Genomic DNA, 16,624 nt, shown 5'->3' on the forward strand with positions numbered 1-16,624 from the left:
GTGAGATGGATCTATCTCCTGACTTTAAGCGGCGCGCAAATCTATGGAACGAAGGTGGGAAGAATGGACGGAGCGCTAGCGTGCTTGCGCTGACCGCAGGTCTGGGCAGTTGCCAAGCAAGATGAGTGGTGATTTCTGAATGCTCTCAGTTCTAAGGAGGGCTTATCACATCAAATTTCCGGAAGTACGAAGGGGAGGATTTCTGGCATGCCAGTTCCCATAATTGATATTTTTGCTGGCCCAGGAGGGCTCGGGGAAGGATTCGCGTCCCTGCGGGGCCACAAGAGGCAGCCATTCTTCGAGATTGCCCTTTCTATTGAGAAGGATGCTGTCGCACATCGCACGCTGTCGCTCAGGGCAGTGTTCAGGCGCCTGCGTGGCACCAAGGACGTCAAGCACTACTACAGCTACATACGGCGCGAGATCGATGAGGCTGCTTTTCGCAAGATCCCTGCCGTGGCCAGCGCCTTTGAGCATGCTGCCACCGAGGCGAGATGCCTAGAACTTGGCAAGTCCGATGAAGTCAGTATAGACAAGGAAATTCGGGCTGCACTTAAGGGGCAGGAAACCTGGGTGCTGATCGGCGGCCCACCCTGTCAAGCGTATTCGCTGGCGGGGCGCTCCAGGCGTGCCAACGACAAAGACTTTCACAAGGATGAAAAGCACTTCCTCTACAGGGAGTACCTGAGAATCATCCAAGTGCACAAGCCCACCATTTTCGTAATGGAGAATGTCAAGGGTTTGCTTTCCTCCAAGCACTCCGGCAATCCGATGTTCGAGAAGATCATCGCGGATCTTTCAATGCCGACCGAGGGGCTCGAGTACGAAATCCGATCCTTCACCAAGAAGGGCGACGAGAGCTCGCTGGAACCTACCGACTACCTTATTCATTCCGAGCGACATGGGATTCCGCAAAGCAGGCATCGCGTGATTCTGCTCGGAGTGAGGAAGGGGTTGGATATTCCTCAGCATCAGTTGCTGGCACCCGTGGCAAAGCCTGTCACGGTCAAGCAGGCCATTGACGATCTTCCTCGAATCCGCAGCAAGTTGTCGCGTGGCGATTCGGTGGAGGCGTGGCGCAAAGCTGTCCAAGCTGCCCCCTCGTGCGTCAAGGGCTGGAAGACAGAGAATGAATCTGCCATTATCGAGAAAATGCGTTCCTTTGCTGCTGCGGCAACCAGCACTACCACTGGTGGCGCCTTTATTTCACGGGACTACAAAAGGCTAAAGAAGCCAACAGAGCTTCAGCAATGGCTTCACGACCGAAGTTTGGGGGGGGTTTGTCAGCATGAGGCGCGTGGGCACATGGCATCCGATCTTGCTCGGTATCTTTTCTCGGCCAGTTTTGCTCACTTATCGGGATACTGCCCGACGCTGGATGTCTTCCCTCCCAAGCTGCTTCCTGATCACATCAATGCGCATGTCGATCGGGAATCCGAAGTGATCCCATTCAAGGACCGGTTCCGCGTGCAGTGCAGGAATGAACCGTCCACCACGGTGGTGGCCCACATTGCGAAGGATGGGCACTACTACATCCACTACGATCCCTCGCAATGCAGAAGTCTTACGGTCAGGGAAGCAGCACGGCTCCAGACGTTTCCCGACAACTACCTCTTCGCGGGCAACCGCACGGAGCAGTACACCCAGGTCGGCAATGCGGTGCCTCCGTTGCTTGCCCACAAGCTAGCCAAGACCGTTCGTAGCCTTTTGAACGAAATGAATAAGAGGAGGCGAAGGCAGATTGGTTACATCTTAAAGAAGATGCCGGCGGGAAGTATGTAGCGAAACCTGCCGGAACAGCTTCCGGTACTTATTGAAGCGGGCTAGTCAGTGCTTTGACCGATCACCAAGACATCCTCGCCGCTATGCAGCCATTCCTCAACCACCTGTGCAGTCTCCTCGCGCGAGTGCTTCAAGGCACACTCCCATACGACCGCCATACGCCAGCCAAGCGCATGAATCATCTCCGCATGGCGCGTGTCGCGAGCGACATTTCCCTGGAATTTCTGCAGCCAGAAATCTTCATTGGTACTGGGAGTGGTTGTATAGCGGCACCCTTCATGTCGGTGCCAGAAGCACCCATGGACGAATACCACTGCTTTGTGCTTCGGGAACACAAGGTCGGGGGAGCCGGGCAGCCCCCGCACATGAAGTCGATATCGAAAGCCCCTGGCGAAAAGAAGGGAGCGAAGTATCCGCTCCGGCCGGGTGTTCTTTCCGCGAATGCTCGACATCATGCGGCTGCGCTGCGGAGTGGTTGGAACGCGCATGGTCTTGAGCATCTTCCGCCTGAATGTCTGCAGGAATGGCAGCTCCGCACTTCCGCTTGGCAATGCGAACGGATGAATACGATACCCGAAGCAGCAATTCGGAGCTTACCATGCGCTTGACTCACGAGAAGACGCAAGAGGAAGCCGATGGCTCGTGATCGCAGTCATCCGCCGAGCGCGGCCTGCCTTTCGGAATCGATGCGGGACCTTGGGTACTCACTCGAAACTGCGATTGCCGATCTGATCGACAACAGCATTTCCGCTGGCGCGGACACCATCGACATCATTTGCGATGCATCCGGTAAGCATCCTGTGATGGTCATCCTCGACAACGGCAAGGGGATGACAGAAGACGAGCTGCTCGGTGCAATGCGTCATGGGACCGGCAACCCCAGGCAGCATCGGTCGCCGCAGGATCTAGGGCGCTTCGGCCTTGGCCTGAAGACAGCCTCGTTTTCCCAATGCCGCTCATTGACCGTTGTGAGCACACGCGATGGAACTTTCTGCGGAGCCGAATGGAATCTGGATCGCATCGATGCTGCCGACGACTGGATTCTCTCCATCCTGGACGATGCGGACATCCATGGGTTCCCTTACGTCGAACGGCTCGGCGCCCGCGGCACGGCCGTTATTTGGCGAGAGCTCGATCGATTGATGGAGGACGAAGCCGGGCATCGTCGAGACGAGATTGTCAATGAGAAGCTTGAGGCGGTGGGCAGACATCTGTCACTTGTCTTCCACCGGTTTCTCTCGGGTGAGATCAAGGGACATGCCAGGATTTCTCTCACCGTCAATGGCCGTCCGATTACGGCATTCGATCCCTTTTGCAGGAAGAATCCTGCCACCCAGGTGCTTCCAGAGGAGATCGTCCGCATCGGCGAGGCCGAGGTGCGCCTGCAGCCTTACGTGCTTCCGCATCACAGTCGTCTGTCCGCGTCCGAGTACGACTACTACCAGGATCGTAGTGACTTCATCTCTAATCAGGGGGGCTACGTCTATCGAAACGGCCGCCTAATGGCTTGGGGCGACTGGTTCAGACTCGTGCCGAAGGGTGAGGCCACCAAGTTGGCCCGGGTACAGATCGACTTTCCCAACAGTCTGGACGAAGCCTGGACCATCGACATCAAGAAATCGCGTGCCCGCCCGCCGCATGGGGTGCGGGAGCGGCTGCGTCAGATCATCAACAGGATTACTGCCCGCAGCGTGACGGTGCATAGGGGGCGCGGGCAGAAGCTCTTTCAGGAAAGCCAGGCCCTATTCTGGGAGCGCTACGCCGATCATGGCGGCATCCGTTTCGCAATCAACGAGCAGCACCCTCTCATTGCATCCCTGGGCACAAGACTTTCGCCCGAGGATGCGGATCTGCTTCGTGTCCTGCTGGATTCGATTGCCGCCTCCCTGCCGGTGGAGATGATCTATTCCGATTACTCGACCCATCCGCGCCAGATCAACCGGAGGGCGGTGGATGAAAGCCAGACTCTGGAGCGCCTGAAGAGTCTCAGGAAGGTGCTCTACGGCGACGGGCCGGGCGATCCGAATGCCTTTCTCCAGATCGTGCGCTCGACGCACCTTTTCGATGGCCAGATCGAACTGGCCGAAAAATTCATCAGCGAGACCTTTGCATGAGCCTCACAGTCATCACGGAAGAACGAAACATCGCCAACGCGCTCATCTCAGGCCTTGCCAACATGGCCGAGACGCCGACGCGCGAGCAGGTGGAGGAGAAGGCGATAGAGATCGCCGCGATCTTCGGCTATACGGGCGATCTCCGCAATATCGTCACCGAGGCGATGATATCGGTTGACACGCGCATGGGGGCCGGTGTTTCGCTGGTGGATGTCACTGCGAAGCATGATGATCAGTGGGTCCACAAGCGTGATGATGTCGCTTGGACATATGCGGAATCCTATGGAAACTTTCTTCTCAAGGAAGGTTGGCCGCCGCAGATGGTCCAGTCGCTGAGCGATGTCACGACCCGCATTCTTGGCCACCTGCAGGATCCGTTGAGCGAGGGCACAACCTGGAACCGTCGCGGCCTTGTCATCGGTCATGTGCAGTCGGGCAAGACGGCCAACTACACCGGCCTGATAGCACGCGCCGCCGACGCCGGCTACAAGTTCATCATCGTCGTCGCCGGCATTCACAACAATTTGCGCAAGCAGACGCAGCAGCGCATCGATGAGGCCTTCATCGGCCGGTCCAGCGATCCCGAGGATCGTCGCAACATCGGCGTCGGCCTCGCGCCGGGCTATCCGCATCCGGCCACCCTCACCAACATCAACGAGGACTTCAACAAGAACACGGCGGAAAAGAGCGGCTGGAAGATCAACGACTTCAGTAAGCCGATCATTCTGGTCATCAAGAAGAATGTGACGACGCTCACGGCTCTTCACAAATGGCTGAAGGAGCTGAACGCCGAGGGCGATGGCCGGATTTCCGACGTGCCGATGCTGCTGATTGACGACGAGGCCGACAACGCGTCGATCAACACGAACAAGGAGGATCTGGATCCGACACGAACGAATGCAATGATCCGGCGCATCCTCGGGCTGTTCGCAAAATCGTGCTATGTCGGCTACACGGCGACCCCATTCGCCAACATCTTTATCAACCCCGACGCCTATGGCGATGATGTGCGTGAGGAGCTGTTCCCTCGCGACTTCATCTATTGCCTGGACGCGCCAACGACGTACTTCGGTGCCGAGAAGGTGTTCCTCGACGAGGCGACCAGTCAATCGATCGTGAGGCCGATCGACGATTGTGAGAATCTCATTCCGTACGCCCACAAGCGTGACGATGCTGTCCCCGAGTTGCCCCCCAGCCTCTATCGCGCACTCGACGAATTCATCGTCGCTCGCGCCATCCGCAACCTGCGTGGGCAGACAGGAAAGCATTGCTCAATGATGATCAATGTGTCGCGCTTCGTGCCCGTTCAGAAGGCCGTGCGTGACTTCCTGAGTCTCAGGGAGAAGAAGATCAGGGAAGCGGTTCTCGCCAACTACGCGATGCCGGAAGAGGTTTCCGCAAGAAACGCGTACATGCAGGGCCTGAAGCACGCCTTCGATGCGGAGTATGCCGATGCTGGGTTTACTTGGGCGGAGGTGAAGGCAGCCCTCAGCGGCGTCTTCGAGCACCTCCACCTCTATGTCATCAACAGCAAGAGTGACGAGGTGCTCGACTACGCCCGCTACGCGAAGGAAGGAGTCGGGCTGACCGCGGTCGCGGTCGGTGGTCTGAGCCTCTCCCGAGGCCTGACCATCGAGGGATTGACCGTCAGCTACATGTACCGCAATACGAAGATGTACGACACCCTCATGCAGATGGGGCGCTGGTTCGGTTACCGGCCAGGCTTCCAGGACCTCTGCCGCGTTCATCTCTCTCGCGATTCGATTGATTGGTACTCTCATATTGCCGAGGCAGCAGAAGAACTTGTCCAACAGGCTAAGCAGATGAGTCGGAATGGATTGAGTCCTGATTATTTCGGCTTGTACGTTCGGTCACATTCGAAGAGCCTGTTGATTACTGCGGCGAATAAGATGCGCGCGGCAGAAGAGGTTGTCATTAATCAAAACCTTACCGGGCAGCTCGTTGAGAGCACCTCGCTGCCATTTGACAAGGAAATCAACAGTGCAAATGAGCGGCTGATAGAGGATTTATGGAAAAGACTCAGCAGCCGAGCTCAGTCAACGGACAAGGGGTGGTTCATACCCAATGTTGGAGTTGGCGATATTGAGGACTTTTTGATTGAATTCAAAACACACAAGAATTCATCCCTGAAGAAGATGATGGCTCTGGATTATTTGGAAGCCATAAGAGATCAGTATCCGAATGGCGATGTTTTACTGATCTCTAAGGGGGCTGGTGATGCTGATAACTTCAGGCTTGGTCCACAGGATCGGACGGCAGAAGGGGCGACTATGGATGAATGGAAAATATCCGGATATCGGGTTGCGAGTCGAGGCGACGAGAAATTTGGGTTGAGTGAAGAGCAAATTCTTGACGCTCAGCGCAAAGCGGCCTCCGATATCAAGAGTAAAACGGGGAAGCCGTCGGATTACCATTATCGAGTGGTGCGGAATAAGCCGCTATTGATGCTTCATGTGTTGACCCCAATGGATAACGAAGAGTTTACAGGGTGTCGTATCCCTGCTTTCGGCGTGAGTTATCCAGATGGTCTCTATAGAACTGAGGTTAAGGTTGTTGTCAATCGAGTCTGGCTGAAGCAGATGCAGGGCCCTGCGGACAACCCTGATGAAGAGGATGACTACGATGCCTGATTCCTCTCCTTGGGATGACATTGCCGTCCCGGGATCGGACTTCAATGTCCGCCAAGTTGCGGTGGGAACGGCCGTGCCCTGTTTCTGGGGACGCGATGCCGGGGGCGCCTGCCTGTTCATCGTAGAGCTCCAGGGGGATCATGCAGCCCAGTACCGGAAGAATGCGGTCACGGTGAACGGCATCGACGTCGATCTCCGTGCCGGAGTTCAGGGGCAGCAGCACTTGGTCCTCGCCCTTGAAAGACAGGTCGATCGCGATCTCTTCGAAGGACTTTGCCGCACCCTTGCATCCTCGCTGGAGCACGCCACCGATTCGGCCAGCTCTCTCGCCGTCTCGCTGGCGCACATCTGCCGCTGGAAGACCTTCCTGTCAGGCCGAAGTCAGCATCTGTCCATCGAGGAGGTCCGCGGCCTCTTCGCCGAAATCGTGTTTCTGATGGAACTGATCGATCGGCAGATGTCGAGCAGGGCCGCCGTCGAAGCCTGGCTCGGTCCGGAACGATCGCATCAGGATTTCATCTTCGGCAACACAGCCGTCGAGATCAAATCGCTCTCGGGCGCGGAGCGGAGCAGCGTCCGCGTTTCGTCGGAAGACCAACTCGAATCACTGAACGACGCGCTGTTCCTCCGCGTGTACCGGCTGAGCGATCTGGCCGATACCGCAGGAGCCCGCTCGCTCAACGAGATCGTTACCGCAGTCCAGGCACGACTCGGCGAGGCGGATGCCGTCGAGGCCTTTGACCGGAAGCTGGTGGCGCATGGTTATGCGCCCCTTCTTGGCTACGATGAGCCGCGCTTTGTCGTCAGCGACGTGCGCAGCTATCGTGTTGGTGACGGATTTCCGCGTTTGATGCGGTCGCAACTGCCGCCAGGGATTACCAACGTGGCCTATGACATCAGGCTGGAAACGATTGCTCCGTACGAGTGTAACGAAGCGGCCATCTTCGGGGAGGATTGATGGAGCAGACCGAAGAAGAGTTCTTCCACGACTTCCGACAGGAACTGTTGGCGGGCGCCGAAGCCAATGGCAGCTTCCAGCTCTCCGAGTTCATGGAGACCATCGCGAACGACCTTGTCGAGACCGGCTTCACGGAAGGTTTTGAACTCTGCCATTTCCGGGCGCAGCGTGGCATGCGCGTGGATGGATACTGGTTCAATGACGAAGGAGTTCTGGACCTTTTCATCGCGGACTTCGATTCCCGGAACGAGCTGGCATCGCTCACCAGAACGGAAGTGGCCGCGGCATTCAAGCGTGTTGCCAACTTCCTCGAAGCCAGCGCCAACAAGGGCCTGGCCGGCGAACTTGAGGTCACATCGCCGGAGTACGGCCTTGCTAGGCAGATTGCGGATCGCAAGGACGCCATTCGGCAGGTCAACTTGGTTCTCTTCTCCGAACGCACGCTCAGCGAGAAAATCCAGGCCCTTCCTGATGTGGAAGTGGCAGGAGTTCCGGCTGCTCACCACATATGGGACATCTCGAGGCTTCATCGGCAGCGAAGCTCCCGCAGCCACAAGGAACCACTCGACCTCGACTTTGAACAGATGTTCGGTAAGGGCATCGCCTGTCTTCCAGCACATCTGGAGACCGACGCCTATCAATCCTATCTGATGGTCATGCCTGCCGAAGTGTTGGCAGCTCTGTACGAAAAATTCGGAGCGCGATTGCTTGAGCAGAACGTCCGAACTTTCCTGCAGGCTCGCGGCAATGTGAACCAGGGAATAAGGGCGACGATCCTGAACGAACCAGGGATGTTCTTTGCCTACAACAACGGGATAACAGCCACAGCACAGAGCGTCGAAACAGGGATGACGGATTCCGGTCTGGCAATCACGAGGGTTGTCGACCTCCAGATCGTGAATGGTGGCCAGACCACTGCATCGCTGTTCCACACACGCAAGCGCGACAAGGCCGATCTTTCCCAGATATTCGTTCAGTTGAAGCTGTCCGTCATCGACAATCTAAAGAGCGAAACGGTCGTTCCAAAGATATCGGAATATGCGAACACCCAGAATAGGGTGAATGCCGCCGATTTCTTCTCGAACCACCCGTTCCATGTGCGGATGGAAGGATTTTCCCGTCGGATCTGGGCGCCGGCGCAGAAGGGAGCCCCGCGCGAGACGCGCTGGTTCTACGAGCGCGCGCGCGGCCAGTATGCCGATGCGCACTCGAAGCTCACTCCTGCGGAGCAGCGTCGCTTCAAGGCGGAGCATCCCAAGCCACAAATGTTCACCAAGACGGATCTTGCGAAGTTCGAGAATGTCTGGGATGACCACCCCAGGTGGGTTAATCTTGGTTCCCAGAAGAACTTTGCACGCTATGCCGCCCGCATCGGCAGTGAGTGGGAGAAATCATCCGATGCGTTCAACGAGTTCTATTTCAAGAGGGCTGTCGCACGTGGCCTGATCTTCCGCGCAACGGAGCGCATCGTTTCTGCACAGCCTTGGTACAACGGCGGGTACCGAGCAAACATCGTCGCTTACACGCTGGCAGTACTCGGTGATATCACAAGGCGTAGGAAGGAGTGCATCGACTTTGTCGGCACTTGGAATGCACAGAAGGTCGACCCAGTGCTCGAAAGTGCCATCGCTGTCGTGTCGGCGGGCGTGAACGATGACATCATCAGGCCACCGCAAGGAATTTCCAACATTTCCGAGTGGTGCAAAAGGGAGGCGTGCTGGACTAGGATACAGGCCCGTACCGACGCCATTGCCAATCTTCTCCCACCCGAGTTCTACGATCGACTTGTCCCGCAGGACGATCAGGCAGCGATCGTGAAGACTGCGAAGGAGACGCAGAGGATCGACAACGGTATCGAAGCGCAGCGAAAGGTGCTGACGATTCCCGGCACGGAGTGGGCTCGCATCTATCAGTCACTACTTGAGAGGGATCTGCTCACGCCAAAGGAAGACGGAGTGCTCAAGGTTGCTATGCAGATTCCCTCCAAGCTTCCGACTGAAAGGCAGAGCGTGGTGTTGCTAGATATTCTCGAGAAAGGGGTTCTGGAAGGCGTGGTTGTAAATGCGGCACTTAGATCGTGCGACGCAGATCGAGCACCGTGATCGGCTCCAGAGGTGGGCCGCCGGCCTTGACCCGCTCTGCGACGAATTGGGTGACTTGGTTCAGAGCCGCGTGAGCCCTCCAGCGATCGGAGTTGTAGCGCGACGGCAGCATCGGTTCGGGACCGGCTACGCAGGTTTGCTGTGCGACCAAGATGCCGAGCGCATGATGCTACAGACCGACCACATACGGATTGCGTTCTTTCATCCGCTGCTTCGGAAACGTCAAGGGACACTCTGAACATGCCTTCGGGTAGTACCGGCATCCCCGAAAAGAATGACGACACAAATTGAGGAGCCATCCAGGCAGCCATCTGCTGTGGCCGTGGGATCCATTGAGCGACGCGGGCGAGGAGGAAGCATTGCGCGAGTTTGCCTCGATGCGATTATTCACCCGACTCAGCGGCCTAGATGCGATTCCGGGTGAGACCACGAGATTCCACTTCCGTCGTCTGCTGGAGAAGCGGGATCTGGTCGCTAGGATGCCCGAAGTGGCGAACGCGTATACTGCCTGCAGAGGCTAGAGGCTGCGCGCAGGCACGCTCTTGGAATGGACCATTGCCTATAAGCCCAGTTCGACCAAGAACGCGGGCGAGGCGCGCGATCCTGAGACGCATCAGCTCCGCGGAGGCAGCCGTCGACACCAGCCCATGATGGTGCATATCGGCGTGGATGAGATTTCAGGTCTGGCTCACCACGTGAAGTGCACTGCAACCAATGTGGGCGATGTCACGGTCATTGAAGCAATGCTCCACGGCAAGGACGGCTGCGTGTTGGGCGATCGCGGCAATACCGGCGCAGACAAGCGAGTGGCCTGGCCGACTGCAAAGCGCCGATCATCAACACGGCTAAGAGATCCGGGGCGAAGACAATCAGGAGCGCGCGAGCGAAAGCAGGCGCAGCTCCGGGAGGCGTGCAAAAGCCAGCTTGCGCGCCAAGATTGAGCATCCGTTCGGGGTGATAGGCAGTAGTTCGGCTGCGCCCGGTCAGCTGCCGAGGGCCGGCCAAGAGCACCGTGTGGGTGCTCACGATGTTCGCGCCGTCGAATATGGGGCGCCGGCAGCTGGTTCTACCATGGCGTCAACTGCGTCCCGAGATGCTGGTAAGGGCACTACGGGGCGTAAGAATATGCCAAGACTCTGCGTAAGATAGCCCCGGATCACTCCGGCGCTGGAGATTCAGGACTCAGCCGTGATTGGTTCAGGGCGTCCCCAAGGTTCTATTCTGAACTTTCATCTTCGCCGTATTCAACTTTCATCCATTCTCCAAATGCATTTCCAAAGCCATTTTCCATTTCGTCGACTCGCTTCTGTCCATCCAAGATAGGCTTGAGATCCAGATCTAAGAATCGGTAGCCAGACACGATCCGTAGGTACATAAGAGAGAAGCAGTCCGAAATTAGGCGTGAGAGGTGCGCTAGTTCTAGAGCATCTCGCCTCTCCTCGTCTCGGGACTCTCTGTCGTATGGGAGAGAGATTCCAATGTAATCGGCATGCTGGATATGGCTTGACAAAGAGTAATTGTGAAGCAGGGCATCATATCTAGGGACTCGATGCGGGGCGTCTTTGCGGAGTGAGTTCAAAAGTCCACCAACTCCCCAGCGCGATTCGATCGAGCGACGCTTAGTCTTGTCGTAAAGTCGGCCAAGCTCATCCAATTCTTCTTCGCTAAGAAGCCTCTCCCTAAGAGGAAGCCACTCACGTGAATCCGGTTCAGACAGTGCCGCAAGGGTACTTCTCAGTTTTGAGTCGTCCTTGAGTAAAGAAATGTTGAAATGGTCGGTGGAGTATTCAGCAACCCTCGCTTTGAATTCATCTTCACTCTGCAGTATGTATGCAGTCTTCAGTGTAGCCTCCGCCACTGCACGAAGGACCATCTCGGCATCCCACAATTGCCCGTAAGAGCAGAGCAGGAAGACGCTTTCGGTAGAGCGGGCAGAGGAAGTTAGCAGCATTGCAAGAAGAGACCGCTCTTCGTGAGACCATCTCGGGTGCACCGCAATCGGCTTGGTAAGCTGAAGTAGTTCCCGCATAAGCTCCAAGGCTTTTGAAGACCTATCTCGTTCTATCTGTAAAAGCTGATCGTGATGCATTTCCATCCTTTTTCAGGCTGAAGGCGCTACAAATCTCTGCGGGTACTGGTCAGTCTGTAGATTCGCTCATGTGAGAAGAGAATTCATCCAAGGTCGCCTCCACTTGACGCGTGAAGAGTGTGTGCAGTTCCATTGGTTAGTGAAGGAGACTGGCGCTACGCCTCAGTTCAGTACGTTATAGCGCTGCATCGATGCTTTGGCTACTTTCTCAAGCCTCCCTGCCTCGCAACATTCCCCGAAAATTCGTCATGCTGGCGGCAATTCCTCCCTGCGCATCCTCCGCGGAATGCATGCACATCATGATCCAATCTCCACTGGATCGCATAAGCTTCCTATTCTTTACCAGCAAGGATCAGGTGTCAGCACAATCCGCCTACTCCAACGCAACAGCACCGGCTCAATGCAGGGAACATCAACTTCCCTGCCCGCATACAACACAGTCAAAGGCTACTCCAACGAGTTGTCCGCCAGCATCACAGGTGCGCTACGTCAACTGACTACGAAGCATCTATCACTCGGGTGCCGCGCTTCATACATTATGCCTCCACGCGCAAATCGAATTGCTTCTTTGCATATGACAGAAAAATTTGCATCGGAGACCATGCGAAAGGTTTATAGTTTCAAGCCGGCTTGAGGGGCGTGATGGCTGGCGGTCGTCGCGGACAGCGCCGCCAGCAGAACAGCGCCATAAATCACAGGCTTCATTTGACGCTCTGCGGATAGGGGATGGACTAGAAGACGAACGATCCGCCGATAGCACCTGGATGGCCAGCAGCCACGCGACAGACGGCCAGGTCCAACTGGGCTACTCCCGCACCTGCAATCGCTCAGCAACCTGCGCAGTCAACGCCACACACGCCAACTTCAACCCCTCCATTACCCGATCCCCCAGGTACTCCTCGGGCGCACCGTTCTGTCGAGTGCGCTCCGCAGCCAGCATCAGCTCCGCCACCACACGCAGACCCGCCAGCGCGCAATCCGCGTCCGCCAACTGAAGACGCCGCCCGGGCAGTTGATGCCGCTCCGGCCAAGGCTGGCCGTCCGCAGCTGCACCAGATCCGATGCGGCGCAGCGTGGCTACGAAGGCGTTGGGATCGACGGAAGGTTCGCGCTCGGGTTCGGCGTTGTCCGGATCGTACTGCGCGTGCAGGGAACGGAAGTCCGATGTGTTCATGGCAATGCTCCGTACAGGACAGATAGCAGCGCCACCGATAAAGGTGGCGGACGGTGCGGGCTCGAAAACCGGTATGTACCAGACCGGCGGATCCGAAGATCCCCACGCACCGCCCGCCATGGAACGCGAACGGATTGCCAGCCGGCGCCACACAAAAGGGTGACGCCGGCCGGCAAGCGCATACATCTGGTACAGAGACGGGTTTTCGAGTCCCGCGCCACCCTTTTCCGGTGGCACGCCAAGGTGTACTCGCATGGTTGCGAGATGCCAAGAAACCGTAGGCCGCAGAGGCCGCAAATGCTGACGCTTACGGCATTGTTGCATGGCGCGCGCGTGGCAGAACCATTGCGGTGCAGTGGTTTCGGCCGGTGTTAAGCTACCGCCCGAATGCGCATTGAAAAGCACGGTTTGTAGCTCTTCGGGATCCCAAAAGCGACACGTAGACCACATGCCCCATTCGCGCAGCGTTCCGATTGCGACACAACTTAGCTTTACAGCGCCCCCCCCGGCCGAGGCCACAGCGCATCGTCGCGCTCCAGGTCGTAGTCGCTGCCGAACGCCAGTGCTGCTTCGCGTGGAGGAAGGTCCGCGTAGCAACTCAGCAGGTACTCATCCATGCCGGCATCGCGATGGTCGATGGCGAACAGGTGGAGAAGTTCCTTGTCGAACGCTTCCAGCCATGTGGGGTCGATCTTGGTCATGTCATCCTCCAGAGGGGAAAGGGAGGATGGCTGGAGCGCGTCTCAAGACGTGGGACGCACGCTTGACCAGGTTCGGAATCTCGCAGTGATCTGATTGCACCAGGCGCAAGGTCGGGGTAGAACGGGGCAGACTCGCTACGGCGCGTCATAGTTAAAGGAGGCGAAAGAGCATGGAAGCATTGAAGTCGAACCAGCCTGATCCTGGCGAGTTCTTCCTCCTGATGCCTGATACCACGCGTGGGGGAAAGGGGCACGGCGTCGTGTTCGAGAACGCGAAGCGGCTGCGCATCCCGCCACGCCTGATCCTGCGACCCGAAGAGGGCGGCTTTCCGCCCATGGCGGAGAAGCCGTTGCTCGTCTACTCGGCAAAGAAGGGGAGCCTCCCAGAGGATCTGGAGGGGGGCATGAGCGGGTACTGGATGGTCTCCGAACGATTACGCGGTGCTCTTGTGTCTGTAGATCCGGCTGGCTTCGAGTTTGTGGAGTGTGATTACCGTCTTGCCGATGGATCCAAGGGGCCGCAGTACTTCCTGTGTGATGTAACCCGTGAGCTCGATGCGGTGGACGAAGAAGCCTCGAAACTTCGGATCATCACTGACGCAGGCTATCGAGGTGGGAAGTTCTACGACCTTAGGGGCGGAGCCAGTCTGGCGTTCCGCAAGCAGGTCATCGGTCAAGCCAGAATATTCCGGACGCCTTACTCGGGAAACCTCGTCTTCTGCGACAGAGAGCTCCGCGACGCTGTGTGGAACGCTGGAATCGGTGGGCCGCGCGTATCCCGGGGCCTCTGGTTCACAGACGCGGCCAGCATCTGAGTCAGAGCTCTGAGGATCGTACCCTTGGATGCCTTCTGGATTCGCTTCAACTGCTTACGAGGAATCTCGATTCACATTCACAGCGTGAGATGACAAGCATGGGATCAACTTCCACCCATCAGCCGCGCAAGGGCGAGTTCTTCTAGCTACGACCGGATGCTACCCGTAGAGGAAAGGGCCACGGGGTGGTCTTTGAAAACGAAGGCGCGTTGCTTGCGACTCCCAGGCTGATCCTCTTACTCGAAGCCGGTGGCTTACCTCTACTGCGTAAAACCCCGCGCCTGGTCTATCGGGAGCGGCAGGGTGTCCCTCCACAGGACCTGGAAGGCGGGTTGAGCGGCTACTGGCTGGTCTCCGAGCGTTTGCGCCAGGTCATGGAAGAGATTGACCCTGACGCGTTCGTTTTCGCTGATACCGACTACCGCTTGGAAGACGGTTCAAAGGGGCCAACCTACTTCCTTTGCGACGTGGTCCGCACGCTGGATGCCTTGGATGAGGAAGCCTCCCAGCTCAACATCGTGATCAGCGATGAGTACACGGCAGGGAAATACTACCGCCTGACCGGTGATGTCCGGTTGGCGTTCAAACGCGAAGTGCTGGGTTCGGCTCACGTGTTCAGATTGCCCTTCCATGGCGGGGTCTTCTGCGACCGAACGTTCAAGGATGCGGTGGAAGCTGCCGGCATCGTCACGGCCAAGAGATCCAACGGGCTCTGGTTTGAAGATGTGGTGAACTGCTGAGTCGGTCCCACCGGCGCTAACCTCGCGACCTATGCTGCAAGTGTACGGAGTGCGGTACATGCCTAAAATTTGGAGAGAAACAAGCACATGCCCTCGTCAAAACGTAATCAGCCTGTGCCTGGTGAATTCTATCTGCTGATGCCCGACACGACTCGAAGGGGAAGAGGGCATGGCGTTGAGATCGAGAATGAGGACGCACTGCTGACGCCACCCAGGCTGATCATCCGCCCTGAAGAAGGTGGTTTCCCTCCTCTGGCGCAGAGACCGCGCCTGGTTCTCGAACCAAAGCTGGGGGATCCACCGCAGGATCTCGAGGGAGGAATGAGTGGCTACTGGTTGGTATCAGAGCGCCTCAAGATGGCCTTCACCGATATAGATCCCGTTGCCTTTGAGTTCGTGGAGTGTGATTACGTGCTTCCGAACGGCACAGAGGGCCCAACGTACTACCTGTGCGAGGTTGCTCGCGAGCTGGATGCCGTCGATGAGGAAGCATCGAAGTTCCGGGTCATCGTCGATGAGGGCTATCCGGGCGGAAAGTTCTACGACCTTCGTGGCGGAGCAAGCTTGGCATTCAAGAGGGATGTAATCGGGCGCAGTCATGTCTTCAGGAGCCCGTACTCCGGCGATCTTGTCTACTGCGATCGCGTGTTCCGGGATGCCATGAGGGATGTGGGAATCGGAAGTGACAGAGAAACGCGCGGTCTTAGGTTCAAGGACGTATTCAGAGTATGAGCGATTTTCACACCGCCTTGCTGTCAGGTCCAAGTGTGATCGATGTAAGCTCTCTCACAGATCGCATTGCAAGAAGCCCAAAGGAAAACGACGATGGAACCTATGGCAATCAATGGACCTGAATCGGGAAGATTCTTCCTGTTTGCGCCGGACTTGGAAAGCAATCGTCCTTTCAGAGGAGCGATCTTCGAGAACGTTCAGGCGCTGCTGTCGCCACCGCGGATAATCCTCAGGCCAGAGAACGGTGGATTTGCCGAGCTCCGGGAGAAGCCCCGAATTGTGTTCGATGCTTCTCAGGGGCCTGCGCCGCGGGATCTGGAGGGTGGCTTCAGTGGGTACTGGCTGGTCTCGGAGCGACTCCAGAGCGTAATGAACGCGCTGGATCCAGGCGCCTTTGCATTCGCCGAATGTGATGTTCGCTTTGCAGATGGCGCGAAGGGGCCACGCCACTTTCTGTGTGACGTAGTGAGAGAGCTGGACGCAGTGGACGAGGATCGTTCACGGCTGGATATCGAGGTTGACGATGACTTCGTCAATGGCAAGTTCTACTCGATTGCAGGCGGGGCCAGCTTGGCCTTCAAGAGCGATGCACTGGCAGGAGCGCATGTCTTCCTCACACCGTTCAGCACGTTCGTGATCGCTGATCGTAGGTTTGTGGATGCTGTGCATGCTGCTGGAGTGCCGGATGATCCGGAGTTGAGTGGAATATCTTTTATTGATGCATCAGATATCTGATTAAGTGCGGCTGCACGGAAGGAGCCTCCAG

13 protein-coding genes and 1 pseudogene are annotated in these 16,624 nt (G+C 57.1%); 10 read left to right on the forward strand and 4 right to left on the reverse strand.

What is annotated here, in order from left to right; all coding sequences use genetic code 11:
• The first annotated feature begins 207 nt into the window (after nucleotides 1–207).
• A complete protein-coding gene (locus tag HMPREF3114_RS16730) occupies nucleotides 208–1,782 on the forward strand; it encodes a DNA cytosine methyltransferase (protein ID WP_070490038.1) in 1,575 nt (524 codons plus the stop codon).
• Nucleotides 1,783–1,823: 41 nt separating this feature from the next.
• Here the strand turns inward: HMPREF3114_RS16730 and HMPREF3114_RS16735 are convergent, their stop codons facing one another.
• Entirely contained in the window at nucleotides 1,824–2,282 is a 459-nt protein-coding gene (locus HMPREF3114_RS16735; protein ID WP_070490040.1) for a very short patch repair endonuclease, read from the reverse strand.
• A gap of 135 nt (nucleotides 2,283–2,417) precedes the next feature.
• Between HMPREF3114_RS16735 and HMPREF3114_RS16740 the strand changes: the two genes are divergently transcribed.
• From HMPREF3114_RS16740 to HMPREF3114_RS21080, 5 genes are all read left to right on the forward strand, one after another.
• A complete protein-coding gene (locus HMPREF3114_RS16740) occupies nucleotides 2,418–3,896 on the forward strand; it encodes an ATP-binding protein (RefSeq protein ID WP_070490041.1) in 1,479 nt (492 codons plus the stop codon).
• The gene (locus HMPREF3114_RS16745; protein WP_070490043.1) at nucleotides 3,893–6,547 is read left to right on the forward strand and encodes a Z1 domain-containing protein; all 2,655 of its coding nucleotides are present in this window, start codon (nucleotides 3,893–3,895) and stop codon (nucleotides 6,545–6,547) included. The genes HMPREF3114_RS16740 and HMPREF3114_RS16745 overlap by 4 nt, the downstream gene beginning before the upstream one ends.
• Entirely contained in the window at nucleotides 6,540–7,505 is a 966-nt protein-coding gene (locus tag HMPREF3114_RS16750) for a PD-(D/E)XK motif protein (protein WP_070490045.1), read from the forward strand. Before HMPREF3114_RS16745 ends, HMPREF3114_RS16750 begins: the two co-directional genes overlap by 8 nt.
• A complete protein-coding gene (locus HMPREF3114_RS16755) occupies nucleotides 7,505–9,607 on the forward strand; it encodes an AIPR family protein (protein ID WP_070490048.1) in 2,103 nt (700 codons plus the stop codon). Before HMPREF3114_RS16750 ends, HMPREF3114_RS16755 begins: the two co-directional genes overlap by 1 nt.
• 542 nt (nucleotides 9,608–10,149) lie before the next feature.
• Nucleotides 10,150–10,548 carry a transposase gene (locus HMPREF3114_RS21080; RefSeq protein ID WP_141750834.1) on the forward strand — a complete coding sequence of 133 codons (399 nt, stop codon included), beginning with the start codon at nucleotides 10,150–10,152 and terminating at the stop codon, nucleotides 10,546–10,548.
• 275 nt (nucleotides 10,549–10,823) lie between these two features.
• On the opposite strand, the gene HMPREF3114_RS21085 is transcribed toward HMPREF3114_RS21080, so the two are convergent.
• From HMPREF3114_RS21085 to HMPREF3114_RS16765, 3 genes are all read right to left on the reverse strand, one after another.
• Complete coding sequence (locus tag HMPREF3114_RS21085; RefSeq protein WP_141750835.1) at nucleotides 10,824–11,696, reverse strand: DUF5677 domain-containing protein; 873 nt, start codon at nucleotides 11,694–11,696, stop codon at nucleotides 10,824–10,826.
• Between the two features lie 805 nt (nucleotides 11,697–12,501).
• Nucleotides 12,502–12,870, reverse strand: a complete 369-nt coding sequence (locus HMPREF3114_RS16760; RefSeq protein WP_070490050.1) for a hypothetical protein — start codon at nucleotides 12,868–12,870, stop codon at nucleotides 12,502–12,504.
• Nucleotides 12,871–13,361: 491 nt separating this feature from the next.
• Nucleotides 13,362–13,571 (reverse strand): hypothetical protein, encoded by a 210-nt coding sequence (locus HMPREF3114_RS16765; protein ID WP_070490051.1) that lies wholly within the window; start codon nucleotides 13,569–13,571, stop codon nucleotides 13,362–13,364.
• Between the two features lie 170 nt (nucleotides 13,572–13,741).
• On the opposite strand from HMPREF3114_RS16765, the gene HMPREF3114_RS16770 reads away from it, so the two are divergent.
• The 4 genes and pseudogenes from HMPREF3114_RS16770 to HMPREF3114_RS16785 all read left to right on the forward strand — a co-directional run bounded on the left by HMPREF3114_RS16770 (nucleotide 13,742) and on the right by HMPREF3114_RS16785 (nucleotide 16,593).
• Entirely contained in the window at nucleotides 13,742–14,386 is a 645-nt protein-coding gene (locus HMPREF3114_RS16770; RefSeq protein ID WP_070490053.1) for a DUF1629 domain-containing protein, read from the forward strand.
• A 98-nt stretch (nucleotides 14,387–14,484) separates the two neighbouring features.
• A pseudogene (locus tag HMPREF3114_RS16775) lies at nucleotides 14,485–15,126 on the forward strand (DUF1629 domain-containing protein).
• Nucleotides 15,127–15,213: 87 nt separating this feature from the next.
• Complete coding sequence (locus tag HMPREF3114_RS16780) at nucleotides 15,214–15,858, forward strand: imm11 family protein (protein ID WP_070490054.1); 645 nt, start codon at nucleotides 15,214–15,216, stop codon at nucleotides 15,856–15,858.
• Between the two features lie 93 nt (nucleotides 15,859–15,951).
• Complete coding sequence (locus HMPREF3114_RS16785; protein ID WP_070490057.1) at nucleotides 15,952–16,593, forward strand: DUF1629 domain-containing protein; 642 nt, start codon at nucleotides 15,952–15,954, stop codon at nucleotides 16,591–16,593.
• The last annotated feature ends 31 nt before the right edge of the window (nucleotides 16,594–16,624 follow it).

Source organism: Stenotrophomonas sp. HMSC10F07 (assembly GCF_001807895.1).
Taxonomy (GTDB): domain Bacteria; phylum Pseudomonadota; class Gammaproteobacteria; order Xanthomonadales; family Xanthomonadaceae; genus Stenotrophomonas; species Stenotrophomonas sepilia.